At 67.6% G+C, this 20,066-nt stretch carries 20 protein-coding genes; 11 read left to right on the top strand and 9 right to left on the bottom strand.

Annotation, left to right across the window (positions count from 1 at the left end; genetic code table 11):
* Positions 1-48: 48 nt before the first annotated feature.
* Together NX068_RS04700 and NX068_RS04705 are read right to left on the bottom strand one after the other, a co-directional pair.
* Entirely contained in the window at positions 49-1,032 is a 984-nt protein-coding gene (locus NX068_RS04700; protein ID WP_263460121.1) for a FecR domain-containing protein, read from the bottom strand.
* Complete coding sequence (locus tag NX068_RS04705) at positions 1,029-1,583, bottom strand: sigma-70 family RNA polymerase sigma factor (protein ID WP_263460122.1); 555 nt, start codon at positions 1,581-1,583, stop codon at positions 1,029-1,031. The genes NX068_RS04700 and NX068_RS04705 overlap by 4 nt, the downstream gene beginning before the upstream one ends.
* 287 nt (positions 1,584-1,870) lie before the next feature.
* Between NX068_RS04705 and NX068_RS04710 the strand changes: the two genes are divergently transcribed.
* The 9 genes from NX068_RS04710 (at position 1,871) to motD (ending at position 11,465) form a co-directional block, all read left to right on the top strand.
* Positions 1,871-2,605, top strand: coding sequence for an rRNA large subunit pseudouridine synthase E (locus NX068_RS04710; RefSeq protein ID WP_263460195.1), 735 nt, complete (start codon positions 1,871-1,873; stop codon positions 2,603-2,605).
* Positions 2,606-2,646: 41 nt separating this feature from the next.
* Entirely contained in the window at positions 2,647-3,060 is a 414-nt protein-coding gene (locus NX068_RS04715) for a DUF192 domain-containing protein (protein WP_263460123.1), read from the top strand.
* 154 nt (positions 3,061-3,214) lie between these two features.
* Positions 3,215-4,357, top strand: a complete 1,143-nt coding sequence (gene flhB / locus NX068_RS04720; RefSeq protein ID WP_263460124.1) for a flagellar biosynthesis protein FlhB — start codon at positions 3,215-3,217, stop codon at positions 4,355-4,357.
* A gap of 23 nt (positions 4,358-4,380) precedes the next feature.
* Complete coding sequence (gene flhA, locus NX068_RS04725; protein ID WP_263460125.1) at positions 4,381-6,486, top strand: flagellar biosynthesis protein FlhA; 2,106 nt, start codon at positions 4,381-4,383, stop codon at positions 6,484-6,486.
* 215 nt (positions 6,487-6,701) lie between these two features.
* Positions 6,702-8,126, top strand: coding sequence for a flagellar biosynthesis GTPase FlhF (gene flhF, locus NX068_RS04730; RefSeq protein WP_263460126.1), 1,425 nt, complete (start codon positions 6,702-6,704; stop codon positions 8,124-8,126).
* 1 nt (position 8,127) lies between these two features.
* Complete coding sequence (locus NX068_RS04735; RefSeq protein ID WP_263460127.1) at positions 8,128-8,919, top strand: MinD/ParA family ATP-binding protein; 792 nt, start codon at positions 8,128-8,130, stop codon at positions 8,917-8,919.
* 125 nt (positions 8,920-9,044) lie between these two features.
* A complete protein-coding gene (locus NX068_RS04740) occupies positions 9,045-9,806 on the top strand; it encodes an RNA polymerase sigma factor FliA (RefSeq protein WP_263460128.1) in 762 nt (253 codons plus the stop codon).
* A 21-nt stretch (positions 9,807-9,827) separates the two neighbouring features.
* Positions 9,828-10,568 (top strand): flagellar motor protein, encoded by a 741-nt coding sequence (locus tag NX068_RS04745; RefSeq protein WP_263460129.1) that lies wholly within the window; start codon positions 9,828-9,830, stop codon positions 10,566-10,568.
* Between the two features lie 9 nt (positions 10,569-10,577).
* Positions 10,578-11,465, top strand: coding sequence for a flagellar motor protein MotD (motD, locus tag NX068_RS04750; RefSeq protein WP_263460130.1), 888 nt, complete (start codon positions 10,578-10,580; stop codon positions 11,463-11,465).
* Positions 11,466-11,471: 6 nt separating this feature from the next.
* Here motD and parC read toward each other — a convergent pair whose 3' ends face one another.
* Positions 11,472-13,901, bottom strand: coding sequence for a DNA topoisomerase IV subunit A (gene parC, locus NX068_RS04755; RefSeq protein ID WP_263460131.1), 2,430 nt, complete (start codon positions 13,899-13,901; stop codon positions 11,472-11,474).
* Between the two features lie 249 nt (positions 13,902-14,150).
* Between parC and NX068_RS04760 the strand changes: the two genes are divergently transcribed.
* Both NX068_RS04760 and dmeF read left to right on the top strand, forming a co-directional pair.
* Positions 14,151-14,423 carry a metal/formaldehyde-sensitive transcriptional repressor gene (locus NX068_RS04760; RefSeq protein WP_263460132.1) on the top strand — a complete coding sequence of 91 codons (273 nt, stop codon included), beginning with the start codon at positions 14,151-14,153 and terminating at the stop codon, positions 14,421-14,423.
* Positions 14,420-15,409: a CDF family Co(II)/Ni(II) efflux transporter DmeF gene (gene dmeF, locus NX068_RS04765; RefSeq protein ID WP_263460133.1), complete on the top strand. Its 990-nt coding sequence runs from the start codon at positions 14,420-14,422 to the stop codon at positions 15,407-15,409. Before NX068_RS04760 ends, dmeF begins: the two co-directional genes overlap by 4 nt.
* Before the next feature lie 44 nt (positions 15,410-15,453).
* Here dmeF and vapC read toward each other — a convergent pair whose 3' ends face one another.
* From vapC to flgA, 6 genes are all read right to left on the bottom strand, one after another.
* Positions 15,454-15,897, bottom strand: a complete 444-nt coding sequence (gene vapC, locus NX068_RS04770; RefSeq protein WP_263460134.1) for a type II toxin-antitoxin system tRNA(fMet)-specific endonuclease VapC — start codon at positions 15,895-15,897, stop codon at positions 15,454-15,456.
* Complete coding sequence (locus NX068_RS04775; protein ID WP_263460135.1) at positions 15,894-16,124, bottom strand: antitoxin; 231 nt, start codon at positions 16,122-16,124, stop codon at positions 15,894-15,896. Before NX068_RS04775 ends, vapC begins: the two co-directional genes overlap by 4 nt.
* 89 nt (positions 16,125-16,213) lie before the next feature.
* Entirely contained in the window at positions 16,214-18,202 is a 1,989-nt protein-coding gene (locus tag NX068_RS04780) for a DNA topoisomerase IV subunit B (protein ID WP_263460136.1), read from the bottom strand.
* Between the two features lie 134 nt (positions 18,203-18,336).
* Positions 18,337-18,822, bottom strand: a complete 486-nt coding sequence (locus NX068_RS04785; RefSeq protein WP_263460137.1) for a flagella synthesis protein FlgN — start codon at positions 18,820-18,822, stop codon at positions 18,337-18,339.
* Between the two features lie 61 nt (positions 18,823-18,883).
* Positions 18,884-19,180 carry a flagellar biosynthesis anti-sigma factor FlgM gene (gene flgM, locus NX068_RS04790; protein ID WP_263460138.1) on the bottom strand — a complete coding sequence of 99 codons (297 nt, stop codon included), beginning with the start codon at positions 19,178-19,180 and terminating at the stop codon, positions 18,884-18,886.
* A 97-nt stretch (positions 19,181-19,277) separates the two neighbouring features.
* Positions 19,278-20,021 (bottom strand): flagellar basal body P-ring formation chaperone FlgA, encoded by a 744-nt coding sequence (gene flgA / locus NX068_RS04795; protein WP_263460139.1) that lies wholly within the window; start codon positions 20,019-20,021, stop codon positions 19,278-19,280.
* Positions 20,022-20,066 lie beyond the last annotated feature (45 nt).

Below are 20,066 nucleotides of genomic sequence, written 5' to 3' on the forward strand. Positions count from 1 at the left end.
GTAGTCATGTCCAACGAGGCCGGCGAAACCCCTCATGGAAATTCGAAGTTACTCGATTTTGCTGCGATGCTCGATCAGCGTAACCAGCGCCCCATAGCGCCGGATGGCGATGGGCTGGGTTTCGGCCAGCGACAGCAGCGCGGCGTCCGGGTCGTCGAGCGGGAAGACGCCGTACACGCGCAGCGCGGCGGCTTGCGGAGAGACGCGCAGGTAGCCGCGCTTGTAGGGGCGTAGCGCGTTGACGACTTCGCCCAGCGGCTGGTCGCGTACGTCGAGTTGGCCGCCGGCCCAGGCGGCGTGGGTGGCCGCGGAGGCGGCCAGGGGCTGGATGCGGGTGCCATCGAAGCGCGCCGTGCTGCCAGCGTCGAACACTTGTTGCGCGCCGCTGGCGGCGATGAGCTGTACGCGGTGTTCGAGCACGGCGAGTTCGCTGTGGGTGTCGAGTTGCCGCACGCTGAAGCGGGTGCCGAGGGCGCGGGCCTGGCCGTGCAGGGTCTGCACGACGAGCGGGCGGGCAGGGTCGGGGGCGGTATGGATGAGGATTTCACCCTTGCGCAGGTGCAGCAGGCGCATGGATGCGCTGTATTCCACGTCGACCGCGCTGCGGGCGTTGAGCACCAGGGTGCTGCCGTCGGCGAGCTGCACCTGCCGGCGTTCTCCGGTGGCGGTGTGCAGGTCCGCGACCAGGGTGCCGAGCGGATGCTGGCGGTTCAGCGCGTAGCCGCCGAGGCTCAGCAGGAGCAGGGCGGCGGCGCTGTTGCGCAAGGCCTTGCGGCGCTGGGGAGTGGTCAGTGCCATGCGGGCGGCGCGGCGTTGGCCGGGGAGATGGCTTTCCGCTTCGCGGAGGGTGGCGATGGGCTGGTGGAGCAGGCCGGAGATCGTCTGCCAGGCGTTGCGGTGGCGCGGGTCCGCATCCAGCCAGGCTTCGAAGGCGCTGCGGTCTTCGGCGGTGGCGCTGCCGGAGTCGAGCCGCAGCAGCCAGTCGATGGCGCGTTCGGCGATGGGGTCGAGCCGTCGGGCGGGGGTGTTCATGGGCGCGCGGAGGAGGGCGCTTCGATGATGCCGTCCGGCATGGCGTCGAGGCTGGCGAGGTAGCAGTGGGTGAAGGCCAGCTTGACGTCGCGCTCGATGGTGGCCACGGAAACGCCCAGGCTGCGAGCGATCTCCACGTGGGTCATGTCTTCCAGGCGGTTCATCAGGAAGGCCTTGCGGGCGCGCAGCGGCAGGCCGCCGAGCAGGCGGTCGAGGGTTTCGATGGCGTCGCGCACCAAGGCGTAGTCCTCGGCCGAGGGGGCATGGCTTTCCGGTTGTTGGGCCAGGGCTTCCAGCCAGGCATTTTCCAGGTTGCGGCGGCGCCAGAAGCTGTACAGCACGCGCTGCGCCAGGGTCATCAGGAAGGCGCGCGGTTCGTCGAGCCTGCCGAGTTCGTTCGCGCCGAGCACGCGCACGAAGGTGTCCTGCGCCAAGTCGGCGCCCTGGTGGGTGCAGCCGACCTTGCGGGAAAGCCAGCCCCGCAGCCATTGGTGGTGATCCCGGTAGAGCAGGTCGGCGGTTTGTCGCAGCGAGGGCGGCGGGGTGTGCATGAAGAGCGCGGAGGCGGGCGATATCGGGGTGATGATATTAAGAATTGTTCTTATCAACAAGCTGGTCTGCCGTTCCGGATCTGGGCAATCGCATGAAGTCTGTACGCTTTTCTCCCTCCCTTCACACAAAAAACCGCGCAATCGCGCCGGCTTCTCCGGCCAATTATCGATCGACATTGCCGGGGAGAGGGTCGGGGAGAGGTGTTTTCGTGCCCAAAAAGGCGACAGCGGTATTCGTGCTCTGTGTTCCGGATGTGATGTCCGAATCGGCAGGTATCATCCCGCCCATGCCCCGCCTGATCCTCCTGAACAAACCCTATGGCGTGCTGTGCCAGTTTTCCGGCGAACCCGGTCAGCCCACGCTGAAAGACCACGTACCGGTGCCCGGCGTCTATGCCGCCGGCCGGCTCGATGCCGACAGCGAAGGCTTGCTGCTGCTGACCGACGACGGCGCCTTGCAGCACCGCATCGCCGATCCGCGCCACAAGCAGCCCAAAACCTACTTGGTGCAGGTCGAGGGCGAGCCGGACGAGGCGGCACTGGCGCAACTGCGCGCCGGGCTGGATCTGGGCGATTTCCATACCCGGCCCTGCGAGGCGAGCCGGGTGGCCGAGCCGGAGTGGCTGTGGCCGCGCAACCCGCCGGTGCGCTTTCGCAAGACGGTACCGACCTCCTGGCTGGAGATCGTGCTGCGTGAAGGCAAGAATCGGCAGGTGCGGCGGATGACGGCGAAGATCGGTTTTCCGACTCTGCGGCTGATCCGCGTGGCGATCGGGCCGTGGCGGCTGGACGGCCTGCAGCCGGGAGAATGGCGGGAGGTGGAGGTGCCGGGTCTGCCCGCTGCGGATAAAGCGGGCAGGGCGGGCCGAACTGCTGGGAAGCCCGTTGTCAGCGGGCGTGCGAGGCCGGCCGGACGGGGTGGTGGAGCGATGCGCACGGCGGATGCGCGTTCCCGGCCCGACGCTGGCGCGGGTAAGATGCGTCGCGCTGACAAGGGTCCAGGCAAAGGAGCGAAGGGATGATGCGGATGGCGGTTTTCGGGAAGGTTGCGCTGGCAGCCGGTATGGTTTTGTCGTCGGGCGCCGTGCTGGCGGACGTGGCGATGCCGCTGGCGGAACTGGGTGCCGGCATGTACCGGATCCAGGCCGAGGTCGCCCATACGCCGCAGACGCGCCAGCTCGGCCTGATGAACCGCAAGGCCATGCCGGTGCAGCACGGCATGGTGTTCGTGTTCACCCAGGACGCGACCCATTGCATGTGGATGAAGAACACGTATCTGCCGCTGTCGGTGGCCTTCATCGATGCGCAGGGCAGGATCATCAACATTGAGGACATGCAGCCGCACTCCGAGGACAATCATTGCGCTGCCGCCCCCGCGCGCTTTGCGCTGGAGATGAACCAGGGCTGGTTCCGCGAACGCGGCATCAAGCCCGGCGATGCCCTGCGCGGCTTCGACCGCCTGCCCTCGGGAAGCTGATCCGGCCTTGATGTCCGTATCGGAAAGGGACGAATAGCGGCCCTTTACCGCCTTTTTTCGGCCGGCAGATCTTGCCGGCCGCGGCCGATAATCCGCACACGTCGCCTCGCGCCCGCGCCCTTTGCCGCGCGGCGGGGCGTACATGGAGCCGGCCGTGGCCGAAGAAAGCGATCTCGAAAAAACAGAAGCCCCCTCACCGCGACGGCTGGAACAGGCGCGCGAGGAAGGCCAGGTCCCGCAGTCGCGGGAGCTGTCGACTTTCTTCGTCACCATCACCGGCGTGCTGGCGCTGTGGCTGCTCGGCGGCTGGATGGCCGAGCGCATGCTGGCGGTGGTGCGCACCGGCTTTGCCTTCGAGCGCGAGACGGTGTTCGACGTCGCGCTGATGCTCGACGTGCTGCGCGGCCAGTTGAGCGGTGCGCTGCTGATGCTGATGCCGCTGTTCCTGACGCTGCTGATCGCCGCAGTGGCGGCGCCGATCGTGCTGGGCGGGTTGAACTTCGCGCCCAAGGCGCTGGGGCCGAATTTCGGCCGCATGAACCCGATCAAGGGCCTGGGGCGGATGTTCTCGGCGCACGGCCTGATGGAGATGGTGAAGGCGATCCTGAAGTCGCTGATCATCGGCGGCGTGGCGTCGATGGTGCTGTGGTCGAACAAGGACCACCTGCTCGACCTGATGGTGACGCCGATCGAGGCCGGCATGGCCGACTTCGCCGGCACGGTGATCTTCGCCGCAGTGCTGATCGCCGCCAGCCTCGGGCTGCTGGCGTTGATGGACGTGCCTTTCCAACTCTGGCAGTACCATAAGAAATTGCGCATGAGCAAGGAAGAGGTCAAGCGCGAGAGCAAGGAACAGGAAGGCGACCCGCAGATCAAGGGCAGGGTCCGTGCGATGCAGCGCGAGATGGCGCGCCGCCGCATGATGTCCGAAGTGCCCAATGCCGACGTCGTGGTGACCAACCCGACGCATTTCTCGGTGGCGCTGAAGTACGACGCCGAGCGCATGGGCGCGCCGGTGGTGGTGGCCAAGGGCCGTGGCGAGCTGGCGCTGAAGATCCGCGAGATCGCCCGCGACAACGCGGTGCCACTGCTGGAGGTGCCGCCGCTGGCGCGTGCGCTGTACAAGCACTGCGAACTGGAGCAGGCGATTCCCGCCGCGCTGTACACCGCGGTGGCCGAGGTCATGGCCTACGTTTACCAGCTCGACGCCTGGATGAAGCAGGGCGGCCAGCAGCCCGAGGCGCCTGCCGACCTGCAGGTGCCCGAGGGCATGGACCCCGGCGCTGCCGAAGAATGAACATCGAAACGAGTCACTGAGCGATGGCCCTGAACACCACCCTGAACCTGCGCGCGTTGCTGACTCCGGCCAATCTGCGCCCGCTCGCAGCGCCGATCCTGATCATCATGGTGCTGGCCATGATGGTGCTGCCGCTGCCGGTCTTTCTGCTCGACGTCTTCTTCACCTTCAACATCGCGATCTCGATCATGGTGATGCTGGTGGCGATGTATTCGAGAAAGCCGCTGGACTTCTCGGTCTTTCCCACCGTGCTGCTGGTGACGACGCTGCTGCGGCTGTCGCTGAACGTGGCGTCGACGCGGATCGTGCTGCTCGAAGGCCATGGCGGGCCGGATGCGGCGGGCAAGGTCATCGAGGCCTTCAGCAGCTTCCTGGTCGGTGGCAACACCGCGGTCGGCATCGTCGTCTTCGTGATCCTCACGATCATCAACTTCGTCGTCATCACCAAGGGCGCCGGCCGCATCGCCGAAGTGTCGGCGCGCTTCACGCTGGATGCGATGCCCGGCAAGCAGATGGCGATCGACGCCGACCTCAACGCCGGCCTGATCGACGAGAAGACGGCCAAGGCCAGGCGCAAGGAGATCGCGCAGGAAGCGGACTTCTACGGTGCGATGGACGGTGCGTCCAAGTTCGTGCGCGGCGATGCCATCGCCGCCATCATCATCCTCGTCATCAACATCGTCGGCGGCCTGTTCGTCGGCGTCATGCAGCACGACATGGCGGTGGGCGACGCGGCCCACACCTACACCCTGCTGACCATCGGCGACGGCCTGGTGGCGCAGATTCCGGCGCTGATCATCTCGGTGGCGGCGGGTCTGGTGGTGTCGCGCGTCGGTGACGACGGCGACATCGGCGGCCTGGTGATCGGCCAGCTTTTCTCCAATCCACAGGTGATGACGCTGGCGGCCGGCATCATCGGCGTGCTCGGCCTGATTCCGGGCATGCCCAACCTCGTCTTCCTGCTGCTGGCCGGCGCGCTCGGCGGCCTGGCCTGGATGCGGCGCAAGCGCATCATCGAGGATGCCGCGGTCGCGGCAGCACCCGAGGCAGCGGCGGCGCAGGCGGCGATGCCGCAGCCTGAATCCCAGGAGGCGAGCTGGAACGACGTATCGCAGGTCGACGTGCTCGGCCTGGAAGTGGGCTACCGGCTGATTCCGATGGTCGACAAGGGCCAGGACGGCGAACTGTTGAAGCGCATCCGCGGCCTGCGCAAGAAGTTTGCGCAGGAAGTCGGCTTCCTGTCCTCGCCGGTGCATATCCGCGACAACCTGGAGCTCAAGCCCAACGCCTACCGCATCGCGCTGAAAGGCGTCGAAGTCGGTGCGGGCGAGGCCTATCCGGGGCAGTTGCTGGCGATCAACCCCGGCCACGTATCCGGTCCGGTCCAGGGGCGCGAAACGACCGACCCTGCCTTCGGCCTGCCGGCGTTCTGGATCGACTCGGGCACGCGCGAGCAGGCGCATGCGCTGGGCTACACCGTGGTCGATGCCAGCACCGTGGTCGCCACCCACCTCAACCATGTCATCCTCAATCACGCCGCCGAACTGCTCGGCCGCCAGGAAACGCAGGCGCTGCTCGACCACGTCGGCAAGGATTCGCCCAAGCTCATCGAGGACCTGGTGCCCAAGCTGCTGCCGGTCGGCACCGTGCAGCGCGTGCTGCAGAACCTGCTGGAAGAAGGCGTCAACATCCGCGACATGCGCAGCATCATCGAGGTGCTGGCCGAGCAGGCCTCGCGCACGCAGGATCCGGTGCAGCTCACGCTCAAGGTGCGCGAGTCGCTGGGCCGCGCGATCATCCAGGGCCTGTTCCCCGGCAATGCCGAAGTCAATGTCATGGCGCTGGAGCCCGGCCTGGAACGCATCCTGATGCAGGCCATGAGCGCCGGCGGCGAGGGCGGCGCGATCGAGCCGGGCCTGGCCGATACGCTGCTGCGCCAGACCGCGCAGATCGCCCAGCGCCAGGAAGAAATCGGCCTGCCGCCGGTGCTGCTGGTGCCTTCGCAACTGCGCATGCTGCTGTCGCGCTTCCTGCGCCGCGCCGTACCTTCGCTGAAGGTGATCTCCAACAGCGAAGTGCCCGAGTCCCGCACCATCCGCGTCACGGCGATGATCGGGCAGAACGGATGAGCGGCATGATTGATGGGTTCCCCCTGTCCATGGCATCGACGCGGGATGGGTCGGGCCGCGTAGGTAGGGCCGAAGGCGAAACCCGTCAATCACGTTCTACCCAGAGCATCGAATAAGCGGGTGAAACGCGGTTTATTCGGCCCAAGGAACGCGCGTACCGGCCGTGATAATCCTCCTCAAGCTGCGGCCAAAGTCCGGCTGCCTGGAGAAACGCCATGAACGTCAAACGCTACTTTGCTCCCACTGCCCGTGAAGCGCTCCGCGAGCTGAAGGAAGAGCTCGGCCCCGATGCGATCGTGCTGTCGAACCGTGCCGTCGATGGTGGCGTGGAGATCCTGGCGCTGCCGGGCGAGGCCGTCGGCGCGCTGCAGGCGGCCCGGCGTACCGCCGCTGCGGAGAAGACGGCGGCTGCGGCAAAGCCTGCTGCGCGGGCGGCCGCGCCCGAGCCTTTCGCCCAGCCCGGCCCGCGCGCGCCCGCGCCCGAAGCGGCCGAGGACGATTTCCACGTCAGCCTGTCCGCACTGGCGGCGAATGCAGCGCGCAATGCGGCGCGTCCGGCCCCGGCAGCTCCTCCGCAGCCCGTCATCCGGCCGTTCTCGCCGCCGCGCATCGAGACGGCCGATTTCGCCATGCGCAGCCGGCCCGCGCCGGCATCCGCGCCCGTGCCGGCCGACGATTCCGGCAGTGCCCGCGTGCGCGAGCTGCAGGAAACCAATGCCCGGCTGATGGAAGAGCTGTCCGGCATCCGCGGCATGATCGAGCGCCAGCTCGCCGGCTTCGCTTGGGGCGAAACCCGGCGCCAGGCACCGGCCCGTGCGGCGCTGGTGGGCGAACTGCTCGAGGCCGGCTTTTCCGCCGCCACGGCGCGCAAGCTGGCCGAAGCCGTGCCCGAGGCGGCGAGCAGGGGCGAGGCGCGCGATGCGGCGAGCGCGATGCTCGACCGCATGATGCGCGCCCACGCCTCGGACGAGGACGTGATCGACCAGGGCGGCGTGTTCGCGCTGGTCGGGCCGACCGGTGTCGGCAAGACCACCACGACGGCCAAGCTCGCCGCGCGCTGCGTGGTGCGCCACGGCGCCAGCCGGCTGGCGATGATCACCACCGACGGCTACCGCATCGGCGCGCAGGAGCAGTTGCGCATCTATGGCCGCATCCTGGGTGTGCCGGTGTTCTCGGTGCGCGATGCCGCGGACCTGCGCCAGACGCTGGCCGGCCTGCGCAACAAGCACATGGTGCTGATCGACACCATGGGCATGAGCCAGCGCGACCGCATGGTGGCCGAACAGGCGGTGATGCTGAGCGGCGCCGGCGACGTCCGCCGCCTGCTGCTGCTGAACGCCACCGCTCGCGGCGACACGCTGGACGACGTGGTGCGCGCTTATGCCGGGGACGATCTGGCGGGCTGCATCTTCACCAAGGTGGACGAGGCCGCCTCCCTGGCACCGGCACTCGACGTCGCCGTGCGCCACCGGCTCGGGATCCGCTACCTGACCAACGGCCAGCGGGTGCCGGAAGACCTGCACCTGCCCAACCGGGCCTATCTGCTGCATCGCGCGCTGCGCGGGCAGGGCGCCGAATCGCCCTGGCATCTGAACGGCGACGAGACGGGAATGATGCTGGCCGCAGCCGGAGGTGCCTGAGATGATGGACCGCCGCGAAGACCAGGCGGCAGGGCTGAGGCGCCTGTTCCGCCGCGTGCCGCCCCAGGTACTGGCACTTTATGCCTGCGGCCGCCGCCGCGCGCACAATGCGGTGCTGGCGGCGCATCGCATCGCCGGCCACGCCGAGCGGGTGCTGATCCTGGACGAGGCCGAAGGCCAAGCCGGGCTGGGCGAAGTGCTGCGCCAGGCGCCCGGACCGGACCTGCTGCAACTGCTCGACGGCCGCAGCACGCTGGCCGACGTGCTGCAGCCCTCGCCGGGCCTGCTCGGCCGGGTGCCGGCGGTGGCCGCCGCGCTGGCGCTGCCCTTGCTGGACGACGCACGCCGCGCCTGCCTGGTGGAGGCGCTGCGCATCCTGCACCGCCATGCCAGCTTCGTGCTGGTGCATGCCGACGGTGAAACGGCGGCCGACCCCTCTCCCTTCGTCGCTGCCGCTCCGCGCCGCCTGCTGGTGGTCGAGGCGAGCGCGAGCGGGGCCACCGAGGCCTATCGCACGATCAAGGCATTGGCCGCCGCCGGCGCGGGCTCCGCCCATGTCGCGGTCTGCCGGGCACGCGACCGCGACGATGCCGCGCGCTTCTTCGCCGGTCTGAGTGCCCTGGTCCGGCGCCACGTCGGCCTGCCGCTGGAATGGCTGGGCGAGGTCGAGCATGACGACCTGACTGCCACGCTGTCGCGCTTCGATGCCGCCGCGGCGACGCGTGCGGCCAGTGCCGCCTTCATGCGCAGCATCGAGGCGGCGGGCCGGGCGAAGTCCGTGCGGAATGCCTGATCATGGGAGGCGGTGTGATGTATCCCGCTGGTAATGCCTGTGACAGTGCGGGAGAATGCCGGCAATCCACTTCCCGTCCAGGTATGCCGGCCGGATCGCGCCGCAGGAAAATACAGGCCCAATGGATGTACGACGCCCAAGGTAATCTCGACAAGACCCATCTGGTTGAAGCTTATGCGCCGCTGGTCAAGCGCATCGCCTACCAGCTCATGGCCAGGCTGCCGGCCAGCGTCGAAGTCGACGACCTGATCCAGAACGGCATGATGGGTCTGCTCGATGCCATCGGCCGCTACGAGGACGGTCTCGGCGCGCAATTCGAGACCTATGCCGTGCAGCGCATTCGCGGTGCCATGCTCGACGGCCTGCGCGAAGCCGACTGGCTGCCGCGCAGCCTGCGGCGCGACATGCGGCGTATCGAATCCGCCATCCACATGCTGGAGCAGGAATACGGACGGACGCCGAGCGAAAGCGAACTGGCGGAATCGCTGGGTGTGCCGCTGGCCGAGTACCAGCACATGCTGCAGGAAGCGCGTGGCCACCAACTGGTGTATTTCGAGGACTTCGGCCACGACCAGGACGACGATTTCCTCGAACGCCATCTGGTGCAGCAGGATGCCAATCCGCTGGATCTGCTAGAGGACGCCGACATGCGCCGGCGGCTGGTGTCGGCGATCGAGGTGCTGCCCGAGCGCGAGCAACTGGTGATGGCGCTTTATTACGACGAGGAGCTGAACCTGCGCGAGATCGGCGCCGTGCTCGGCGTCACCGAGTCGCGGGTCTGCCAGCTCCACAGCCAGGCGGTGGCGCGGCTGCGCTCGTCGGTGTTCGGCGGCGACGCGCCGGCGACCGCGCGGCGCGGCCGGCCGCCCAAGAAGCAGCAGAGCTGATGACAAGGCCCGGACTGCGTCATGGATAGGATCAGCGTCTTCGGCCTCGTGCTGGGGTTTGCCGCGATCGTCGGCGGGCAGGTGCTCGAAGGCGGGCATGTGTCCTCGCTGCTGCAGCCGACGGCCTTCTTCATCGTCATCGGCGGCACGCTGGGCGCGGTGATGCTGCAGAGCCCGCTGCGCACCTTCGTCGACGGCGTGCGCATGGCGCGCTGGGTGTTCGTGCCGCCGGTGACCAACCCGTCGCGCATGATCGACCAGGTTGCCGGCTGGAGCCAGATTGCACGCAAGGACGGCCTGCTGGTGCTCGAGAACCATATCGGCAGCCTGCCGGACCCGTTCATGCGCAAGGGCCTGCAGCTGCTGGTCGATGGCGTCGATCCGGTGCGCCTGCGCGAAGTGCTCGAAGTCGAGATCGACGCCTGGGAAGCCCGGATGCGGCAATCGACCAGGATCTGGGAAGCGGCCGGAGGTTATGCGCCCACCATCGGCATCCTCGGTGCGGTGATGGGGCTGATCCACGTCATGGAGAATCTGTCCGATCCGTCGCGGCTGGGGGCGGGCATCGCCGTCGCCTTCGTCGCCACTATCTACGGCGTGGGCTTCGCCAATCTGGTGTTCCTGCCGATCGCCAAGAAGCTGTCGGCGCAGATCGGCGTGCTGGTGACGCAGCGCGAGATGTTCGTCGATGGCATCGTCGGCATCGCCAACGGCGAGAACCCGCGCATCATCGCCAGCCGCATGCAGGGCTACGTGGTCTAGCCGCAGGCCATGGCGCGCAGACGCAGGCAGGCGGAAGAACACGACAACCACGAGCGCTGGCTCGTGTCCTACGCCGACTTCATCACGCTGCTGTTCGCCTTCTTCGTCGTGATGTATTCGCTGTCCTCGATCAACGAGGGCAAGTACCGCGTCGTGTCGGACTCGATCGTCCAGGCTTTCCGCAATCTCAGCATCACCGAGCGGGGCGAGCAGTTCATCGTGCCGCCGGTGGCGATGGCGCCGGTCGTGCGCCCCGCGCCGCCGGCGAGTTCGGACCTGCAGGAAGCCAGCGAAGCCCGCCGAAAACAGACCACCGCGCAGATGCGCGGCATGGCCGAGGAGATCCGCCGCGCGCTGGGCGGGCTGTCGAAGACCGGCGAAGTCAATGTGTCCGACGGCGCTTTCGGCATCAGCATCGACATCAATGCCGCGCTGCTGTTCGCGTCGGGCGATGCGGCCCTGAGCGCGCCTGCAGTTGAGGCGCTGCGTGCGGTGGCACAGGTGCTGACGGCCTCGATCTTCCCGATCACCATCGAAGGCCACACCGACAGCGCGCCGATCGCCTCCGCGCGCTTCCCGTCGAACTGGGAGCTGTCGGCAGTGCGGGCTTCGAGCGTGGCGCGCCTGTTCGTCGACAGTGGCGTGCTGCCCGGCCGTCTGAGCGTCGCCGGCTATGCCGACCAGCGCCCGGTGGCGGACAACGCCAGCGAAGAGGGCAGGGGCCGCAACCGCCGCGTCACGATCCTGCTGGAAGCGCGCGACGTCGAACCGACGCCGGTCGGGCCGACGCGCATGTCGCCCGACGACCCCATCCGCTCGATCCTGCCGGGAGAGGTCGATACCGGGGCTGCTGCTGCGTCGGCGGGTGCCGCTGCGGAAGCTGCCCCCGCCGATTAAGACTTCTCAGCGCATCTTTTCCGGCTTCACCTTCGGCGTCAGCGGCGCGCCCTTGCGCGCACGGCGGTGGCGCAGCGGTTCGCGCTGGGCGGGCTTCAGTTCGATGGTGACGGCCTTGCCGCCGCGGCCGGTGCCTTCGACTGCCAGTACCGCATCGTCAGCCGGCACTGCAACCGCGGCCAATGCTTCGCCTTCGTCCAGCGCCATCACGATCACGCCGCGGCCGCCGCTCTGCTGCTTCATCTCAGGGCGGGGGAAGACCAGCAGGCGGCCGTTTTCCGACGCTGCGGCGATCCAGTCGCCGTATGCCTTGGCCGGTGTCAGCACCTTTTCGCCCTTTTCGAGGCTCATGAAGGCCTTGCCGGCACGCTGGCGGCTGGTGGCGTCGCCGACGCTGCACAGGAAGCCGTAGCCACCGCTGTTGGCGAACAGCCAGACCGTGTCCGGTGCGTCGCTGACGACCTGCGCCAGTTTGCCGCCGTCCTGGAATTCGACCAGGGTGGTGATCGGTACGCCATCGCCGCGGCCGCCGGGCAGGTCGGACACCTTGACCGTGTAGGCGCGGCCGTTGCTGTCGATGACGATCAGCGGCCAGGTGCTGCGCGTCTCGATCACGACGAAGCCGAAGTCGCCGGCCTTGTAGCCGATGCCGGCGGGGTCGATGCCGTGGCCCTGGCGCGAGCGCACCCAGCCGTTCTTCGACACGATGACGGTGACGGGCTCGTCGGGCACCGAGATCTCGGCCGGCGCTACGGCGGCGACGGCTTCGACCAGGGTGCGGCGGTCGTCGCCGTATTTCTTCGCGTCGGCCTGGATTTCCTTCAGGATCAGGCGGGTCATCGCCGCGCGGCTGTCGAGGATGTGCTGCAGGCCGTCGCGCTCGTCGCGCAGTTCGGCCAGCTCCTTCTCGATCTTGAAGCCTTCCAGGCGCGCGAGCTGGCGCAGGCGGATTTCCAGGATGTCCTCGGCCTGGATTTCGGACAGGCCGAAGGCGGAGATCAGCGCCGGCTTGGGTTCGTCCGACTCGCGGATCACGCGGATCACTTCCTCGATGTGCAGGAAGGCGATCATGCGACCTTCGAGGATGTGGATGCGGCGGTCGACTTCGTCCAGGCGGTGGCGGGTGCGGCGTTCGACGGTGACGTAGCGGAAGTCGATCCATTCCTGCAGGATCTGCACCAGGTTCTTCTGCTGCGGCCGGCCATCGCGGCCGATCATCGTCATGTTGACCGAGGCCGAGGTCTCCAGGCTGGTATGGGCCAGCAGCACCGCCATGAACTCGTCGCGGTTCTGGCGGCTGGACTTGGGCTCCAGCACGATGCGCACCGGCGCCTTGTCGCTGGACTCGTCGCGCACGGTGTCGAGTACGCCGAGCACGAGCTGCTTGAGGTTTTTCTGTTCCTGCGTGACGTCCTTCTTGCCGGCGCGCGGCTGCGGATTGGTCAGGGTCTCGATCTCGGACAGCACCTGCGCGGCCGACACGCCGTGCGGCAGCTCCTCGACGATCACCCGCCACTGGTTGCGGGCCAGCTCCTCGATCTTCCAGCGTGCGCGCAGGCGCAGGCTGCCGCGACCGGAAGCGTAGGCGTCGCGGATCGCCTCGGGCGAGGAAATCAGTTGGCCGCCGCCGGGGAAATCGGGGCCGGGGATGATGCCGAGCACCTCGTCGAGCGTCGCTTCCGGGTTGCGGATCAGGTGGCAGGCGGCGTCGGCCACTTCGCGCAGGTTGTGCGGCGGGATTTCGGTCGCCATGCCGACGGCGATGCCGGAGGCGCCGTTGAGCAGCACGAAGGGCAGGCGGGCCGGCAGCAGCTTCGGCTCCTCGAAGGCACCGTCGTAGTTGGGGACGAAATCCACCGTGCCGCGGTCGATCTCGGACAGCAGCAGCTCGGCGATCGGCGTCAGGCGGCATTCGGTGTAGCGCATCGCCGCGGCGGAGTCGCCGTCGCGCGAACCGAAGTTGCCCTGGCCGTCGACCAGCGGATAACGCAGCGAGAAATCCTGCGCCACCCGCACCATCGCATCGTAGACGCTGCTGTCGCCGTGCGGGTGGTACTTGCCGATCACGTCGCCGACCACGCGCGCCGACTTCACGTGCTTGGAGCCGGGCGACAGCCGCATCTCGTTCATCGCGTACAGGATGCGGCGCTGCACCGGCTTCAGGCCGTCCTCCACCTGCGGCAGCGCGCGCGACTTCACCACGCTCATGGCGTAGGCGAGGTAGGCGCGCTCGGCATAGCGGTCGAGCGCCAGTGTGCCGTCGTCCTCTTCTGCCGGTTCTGGCGCGGCGGGCGGGGCAGGGGGGGGCGTCAGGCCGGCACCGGCAGGTGCGTCAACCGGCGGCAAAGCTGCGGGAGTATCGGGCTTGGCTGTTGCTGCATTGGCGTCGGCAGACGGTTCAGGGGTGCCGAACAGGTCGGAAGTGTCGTTGCTCATCGATCCAGGCGGCCCCGGATGCCGGGGCGCTGATGCTGCGAAAAGGGGGCGATCTTACCCCGAGCGCGTGACTGGATGCGAATCGCCGGGCAGGTTTGGCGGGAATTCGGATTTCGGGGCACAGGACATCGACGAGGCCGAACGGGCAAGGAGTCGTGGCCTGGACACATGAGACGTTCGCCCGTCTGGCGGCAGGAGCCTGTGTTCTGTAGTATAGCCCCCTATGCTATATTTCAGCCGGAGCCGGTCATGTCGCACACCATCCGCCAGAAGGAAAAACTGATCGCCCGCATCCGGCGGATCAAGGGGCAGCTCGATGGCGTCGAGCGGGCGCTGGAGGCGGAGGCCTCGTGCGGTGAAGTCCTGCGGCAACTTGCATCGGCGCGCGGTGCGCTGACCGGGCTGACTGCGGAAGTGATGGAAGGCCACCTGCAGGAGCACGTCATCGAGCCGGCGAGCGAGGATGAACGCCGCGTGGGCGGACAGGAAATGATCGACGTCATCCGGACCTACCTGAAATGAACGCACATCCGAATGCGGCTGCAGCGCCGGTGGGCGATTTCCAGCCGTCCCATGAGCACGTCTTCCTTGGCCATGACCATCATCGCAATGAACGCCGGGTGTGGCTGGTGATCGCGCTGACGGCCGTCATGATGGTGGCGGAGATCGTGGCCGGGACCATTTATGGCTCGATGGCCCTGGTCGCCGATGGCTGGCACATGTCTACGCATGCCGGCGCCTTGCTGATCACCGCGCTGGCTTATTCCTACGCCAGGCGCCATGCGCGCGATGCCCGCTTCACTTTCGGCACCGGCAAGCTGGGCGACCTTGCCGGCTTCGCCAGCGCGGTGGTGCTGGCCCTGGTTGCGCTGCTGGTCGGCTGGGAGAGTCTGTCGCGGCTAGCCGATCCGGTTCCCATCAGCTTCAATCAGGCGATCCTGGTCGCGGTGCTGGGCCTGATCGTCAATCTGGTGTCGGCCTGGCTACTCAAGGACGACCACACGCATCATCACCATCACGGACATGGCCATGCTCACCACCATGACGACGGGCATGGCCATCACCACCACGGCCATACGCCCGACAACAATCTGCGCGCGGCCTACATGCACGTGCTGGCCGATGCGCTGACCTCGGTGCTGGCCATCGTCGCGCTGCTGCTCGGCCGCAGCTACGGCTGGCTGTGGGCCGATCCGCTGATGGGCGTGGTCGGTGCGCTGGTCATCGGCCGCTGGTCATGGGGTCTGATCCGCGACGCGGGCAGCGTGTTGCTGGATGCGGTTCCCGAAGGGGAAGAGGTGCGCGAGGAGATTAGGGAAGCGCTTGCGCCCACCGGCGACAGGATCACCGACATCCACGTCTGGCAGGTCGGGCCAGGGCATTTCGCGGCGATCGTCTCGCTTGCCTCGGTGGCGCCGAAGGACGTGCAGGCCTACAAGGCGATGCTTGCCCATATCCATGAGTTGTCCCACGTGACGCTCGAAACGGAGCGTCTGCCGGCTGTGTGATTTCGCCGGCCGAAAAGCATCGGGCTTTGCGGGCAGTCTGGCAGTCAGGATGATGAGGCAGGCCACGGTGCTGCTGGCTCATGCAGCAGCGGTTCGGCCCAGTTCTCGGTCACGAGTCCGCCGACGCGGGCGAATTCGCGGGTGTTGTCGGTGATCAGGATGCAGTCCAGCGCGAGGGCGTGGGCGGCGATCTGGGTGTCGAGCGGGCCGATGGGTGCGCCGCTGCGTTCGAGTTCGGCGCGCAGCGCGGCGTATTTCCAGACCGCTGCTTCGTCGAAAGGGGCGATGTCGAGCGGCAGCAGGAAGCTTTCCAGGGCGGTGCGGTTGCGCGTGGAACCGCTCTTGGCGACGCCATAGGCCAGTTCGCAGGCGGTGACGACGGAGATGCCGATGTCGCCGACCGCGTGGGCCTCGAAGCGGTGGCGGACGTGGGCAGGGCGGTGGTTGATGAGGTAGATGCAGATGTTGGTATCGAGCATGTACCTCATGGTGCGATCGCCTCGCGTTGCTGTTGCTCCGGCTGCTCGCGCACCAGTTCGAAGCCGGGCTCGAATTGGTCGAGCGCGTCGAACAGGGTGCGCCAGCCGTGGCGCGGCAGCAGCACGACGGCGTCGCCGACGCGCTTGATCATCACTTCATCGCCGTCGAAACGGTATTCCTTGGGCAGGCGAACGGCCTGGCTGCGGCCGTTGATGAAGAGCTTGGCGGTGTCCATGGTCTTTTTCCTGTCGGAGTCTGATGGATATCATGAGTATATACCATCGATCCGGGCAGGCAAGATTCGCCTCCGGGCGGAGGCGGGATTCAGATGTCCGCTTCGACGCTGTCGCCCTTTTCCTCCATCCACGCCCGCCGGCCCGAGGCTTCGCCCTTGCCCATCAGCAGCGTGAACATCTTCAGCGTGTCCTGCAGCGCGCCGCCGCGAACCTTGACCGGCAGCACGCGGCGGGTGGCGGGGTCCATGGTGGTTTCGCGCAGTTGATCGGGGTTCATTTCGCCCAGGCCCTTGAAGCGGCCGATCTCGATGGCGTCGGGGCGGAAGCCTTCCTGCTCCAGGCGGTCGCGGATGGCGGTGAGCTCGCCTTCGTCCAGCGCGTACAGCCGGCGCGGCGGGCGCTTCTTGCCCTGGGCGGGGACGTCGACGCGGTACAGCGGCGGCTGCGCCACATAGACGTGGCCGCTTTCGATCAGCTTGGGGAAGTGGCGGAAGAACAGGGTCAGCAGCAGGGTCTGGATGTGGGCGCCGTCGACGTCGGCGTCGGACATGATGACGACCTTGCCGTAGCGCAGGCCGGAAAGGTCTACCACGCTGTCGGCCTTGTGTGCGTCCACGCCCAGCGCGACGGCGATGTCGTGGATTTCGGCGTTGGCGAACAGGCGGTCGGGGTCGATCTCCCACGAGTTCTGCACCTTGCCGCGCAGCGGCAGGATGGCCTGGGTTTCCTTGTTGCGCGCCATCTTGGCCGAGCCGCCGGCGGAGTCGCCTTCGACCAGGAAGAGCTCGTTGTCGGCGATGTCCTCGGATTCGCAGTCCGACAGCTTGCCCGGCAGCACGGCGACGCCCGAGGTCTTCTTCTTCTCGACCTTCTGCGCGCTCTTCTGCCGCGCCAGGGCCTGCTTGATCGACAGTTCGGCGATGGCCTTGCCGGCGTCGACGTGGTTGTTGAGCCAGATCTCGAAGGGGTCACGCAACTGGCTGGAGACGAGCTTGACCGCTTCGCGCGAGTTGAGCTTTTCCTTAACCTGGCCCTGGAACTGCGGGTCGAGCAGGCGGGCCGACAGCACGAAGCTCATGCGCCCGCAGACGTCCTCCTGCTGGAGCTTGACGCCGCGCGGCAGCAGGGTGTGATGGTCGATGAAGGATTTCATCGCCTCGAACACGCCGGCGCGCAGGCCGGATTCGTGGGTGCCGCCATTGACGGTCGGGATCAGGTTGACGTAGGACTCGCTCGGCACGGTGGATTCGAACCAGGCCAGCGCCCAGGCCGCGCCTTCGCCGGGGGCGAAGCTGCTGTCGTCCTTGCCGGCATATTTTTCCGCGGTGAAGATCGGTGCGACGGCCTCGACGTCGCCGGCAAGCTCCTTCAGGTAGCCGGCCAGGCCTTCGGGATAGCTCCAGGTCTTGGTCTGCATGCCGCCGCCGGCCTGCTCGACGTCGAGCCGCACCGACACGCCGGACAGCAGCACGGCCTTGGAGCGCAGCAGGCGTTCGAGTTCGTGCATCGGCACGCGCGGCGATTCGAAGTATTTCGCGTCCGGCCACACGCGCACGCGGGTGCCGGTCTGGCGGCCACAGTCGCCTTCGATGCGGACGGCGCCGATATCCTCGCCGCCGTTGGCGAAGTCGATGCGGTGGAGCTTGCCGTCGCGCTTGATCTCGACTTCGATGCGAGTCGACAGCGCGTTGGTGACCGACACGCCGACGCCGTGCAGGCCGCCCGAGAAGGCGTAGGCCGAGTTGCCTTCGCGCTTGTCGAACTTGCCGCCGGCGTGCAGCCGGGTGTAGGCCAGCACCACCACCGGCACGCCTTCCTCCGGGTGCAGGCCGACCGGGATGCCGCGGCCATCGTCGGCCACGGTGACCGAGCCGTCCAGGTGCAGGCTGACGTGGATCTTCTTCGCGAAGCCGGCCAGAGCCTCGTCGGCGGCGTTGTCGATGACTTCCTGGATGATGTGCGTCGGGCTGTCGGTGCGGGTGTACATGCCCGGGCGCTCGCGCACCGGCTCCAGCCCTTTCAGGACACGGAAGGAGGATTCGTCGTATTGCTTGGGAGTGTCTTGTTTGCCAGCCATGCTGCGGGCCCGTTCGGTTTCACGAAGGGCGCAAGGATAGCAGAGCCCGATACTGGATGAATGTTCAGGCGCGCGGTAGCAGGCGCGTGGTAACAGGCGCGCGGCAGCGGGTGTGTGGTAAGGGGCGCGAGGTATCAGGCGCTGCCGAGGATGCGGCCGCCGCCGGTGGGTTTGGCGAGGCCGTCGGCGTCGTAGAGCTGCGGGTGGTTGGCGGCGGACAGCAGCACCGTCAGTGCGGCCTGGTTGCCGGACATGCGTTCGAGGATGAGCTGGCCGTTCAGCGCGTTGCGGTCGCGCGCCTGGCGCGCCCGGGCGATGACTTCGTCCCAGCGTGCGAGCACGCGCGGCAGATTTGCGCAGACCTTGCGGATGGCGGCGTCGGAGACGCCATGGCCCATGCGCACCAGCAGCCGCGTGCGTTCGTCATGCAGGTGCTGGAGCTGGCGGTAGCGCTCGTTCTTCTCGTTGGCGATGTTTATCAGCGCGTCGGTATTGCCCTGCACGAGCTGGCCTTCCTCGCGGTCGAGGATGGCGAGGAATTCGCCGAGCTGCATCGATTCGGCCTCGATCAGCAGGGCGAGGCGCTGCTGATCGGCGGAAGGGGGGGCGGGCTGGTTCATCGTGTCCTTCGCGGGTCGGTGCATGCGGAGCCGAATCTTACCGCCGTTGCCGTCCGATGGTTCAGCCGCGCGACTCGAGCATGTCCCGGACGCTGGCGATCAGGCCGTCGGCGATGCGGTTGGCGTCGATCTTGAAGCGGCCTTCCGAGATTGCCTGGCGGATTTCATCCACGCGCTTCTGATCGATTTCAGGCGATTCGGAAATCGCGCTTTCCGCCTTCTTCATCAGCGTGGCCAGCGGGGAAAGCTGCACGCTGTCGCCGCCGGACTGGACCGGGGTATTGCTGCGCTGCGCAGGCGTGCGGGCATCCTGCACCTGCGACGGGACATAGGCCTTGCCCGTGCTCTCGATTTTCATGATGTTCTCCGGAAACGCATCGACACGAATGGGTAATCGGCAGCGTTTCGTGAAACTTTAGTGATTTATTTCACGCCTTGCCACAAGCGCTTGTGACCTAGAAGTCGACATCGACCGTGCCATCCGGCCGCACCAGGCCTTGCACGATCTGGCCGTTGCCGAGCCGGATGCGGATACGTTCGCCGGCGGCGGCGGCGTTCAGGGCCTGGCCTTCGCCCGACACCGTGAAGCCGGGGCCGCGTGTCGTCACCAGCACCGTCTGCCCACGGCGCACGGCGTCGGCCTGGCGCAGGCTGCCCGCGCGCAGCGGCGCACCTGCCGCCTGCGCGAAGCGGGTGACATGGCCGACGGCCTGTTCGGGCGCGGACAGCACGTTGTCGGGTAGGGCGCTGAGTTCGCCTTCACGGACTTCGACGTCGGCTTCGCGGATCACTTCGGCCGAGCGCAACGCGCGGGTGGTGACGAGATAGGGGCCGAAGACCTGCACCGTGGCCTGCGCCCATGCCGTCCAGGCGGTGGGGGCGTCGCAGCGGACGCCGACGGTGATCTGTCCCCAGGCGCGGGTGCCGGGCTGGAGGAAAGCTTCGAGCGCCGCGCAGGGCGGCAACTGGTTGGCCGGATCGAAGGCGCGTACGTTGATCCGGACTTCGCCGGGCTGCCCCAGGGTTTCCCGTTCCAGCAGGCTGCGTACCGCTGCCTCGACGGCCTCGGGCGACTGTCGGGCGGCGGCGGGGGAAGGGCTGAGGGGCGCGAGCAGGGCCAGTGACAGCAGGCCTGCGCGAAGGAAACGGGACGGGTTGATGGTGCGGAGAGCGGCCGGGCCGGAGAGCGGGCGATTCATGGGCGGATTGCAGCATGCCTCCGGCGTGGAGGCAAGTTGGCGGCA

Source organism: Thauera carbonicopians, assembly GCF_025699485.1.
In the GTDB taxonomy this organism is placed as follows: Bacteria; Pseudomonadota; Gammaproteobacteria; order Burkholderiales; family Rhodocyclaceae; genus Thauera.

Coding starts and splice junctions, on each gene's coding strand:
- NX068_RS04785 (WP_263460137.1), bottom strand. CDS start 18,822: ATGAACCAGCCCGCCCCCCCTTCCGCCGATCAGCAGCGCCTCGCCCTG.
- NX068_RS04715 (WP_263460123.1), top strand. CDS start 2,647: ATGGTTTTGTCGTCGGGCGCCGTGCTGGCGGACGTGGCGATGCCGCTG.
- NX068_RS04775 (WP_263460135.1), bottom strand. CDS start 16,124: ATGGACACCGCCAAGCTCTTCATCAACGGCCGCAGCCAGGCCGTTCGC.
- motD (WP_263460130.1), top strand. CDS start 10,578: ATGGCGCGCAGACGCAGGCAGGCGGAAGAACACGACAACCACGAGCGC.
- dmeF (WP_263460133.1), top strand. CDS start 14,420: ATGAACGCACATCCGAATGCGGCTGCAGCGCCGGTGGGCGATTTCCAG.
- flhF (WP_263460126.1), top strand. CDS start 6,702: ATGAACGTCAAACGCTACTTTGCTCCCACTGCCCGTGAAGCGCTCCGC.
- NX068_RS04760 (WP_263460132.1), top strand. CDS start 14,151: ATGTCGCACACCATCCGCCAGAAGGAAAAACTGATCGCCCGCATCCGG.
- parC (WP_263460131.1), bottom strand. CDS start 13,901: ATGAGCAACGACACTTCCGACCTGTTCGGCACCCCTGAACCGTCTGCC.
- NX068_RS04710 (WP_263460195.1), top strand. CDS start 1,871: ATGCCCCGCCTGATCCTCCTGAACAAACCCTATGGCGTGCTGTGCCAG.
- NX068_RS04735 (WP_263460127.1), top strand. CDS start 8,128: ATGATGGACCGCCGCGAAGACCAGGCGGCAGGGCTGAGGCGCCTGTTC.
- NX068_RS04700 (WP_263460121.1), bottom strand. CDS start 1,032: ATGAACACCCCCGCCCGACGGCTCGACCCCATCGCCGAACGCGCCATC.
- flhA (WP_263460125.1), top strand. CDS start 4,381: ATGGCCCTGAACACCACCCTGAACCTGCGCGCGTTGCTGACTCCGGCC.
- NX068_RS04740 (WP_263460128.1), top strand. CDS start 9,045: ATGTACGACGCCCAAGGTAATCTCGACAAGACCCATCTGGTTGAAGCT.
- NX068_RS04780 (WP_263460136.1), bottom strand. CDS start 18,202: ATGGCTGGCAAACAAGACACTCCCAAGCAATACGACGAATCCTCCTTC.
- NX068_RS04705 (WP_263460122.1), bottom strand. CDS start 1,583: ATGCACACCCCGCCGCCCTCGCTGCGACAAACCGCCGACCTGCTCTAC.
- flgA (WP_263460139.1), bottom strand. CDS start 20,021: ATGAATCGCCCGCTCTCCGGCCCGGCCGCTCTCCGCACCATCAACCCG.
- vapC (WP_263460134.1), bottom strand. CDS start 15,897: ATGAGGTACATGCTCGATACCAACATCTGCATCTACCTCATCAACCAC.
- flgM (WP_263460138.1), bottom strand. CDS start 19,180: ATGAAAATCGAGAGCACGGGCAAGGCCTATGTCCCGTCGCAGGTGCAG.
- NX068_RS04745 (WP_263460129.1), top strand. CDS start 9,828: ATGGATAGGATCAGCGTCTTCGGCCTCGTGCTGGGGTTTGCCGCGATC.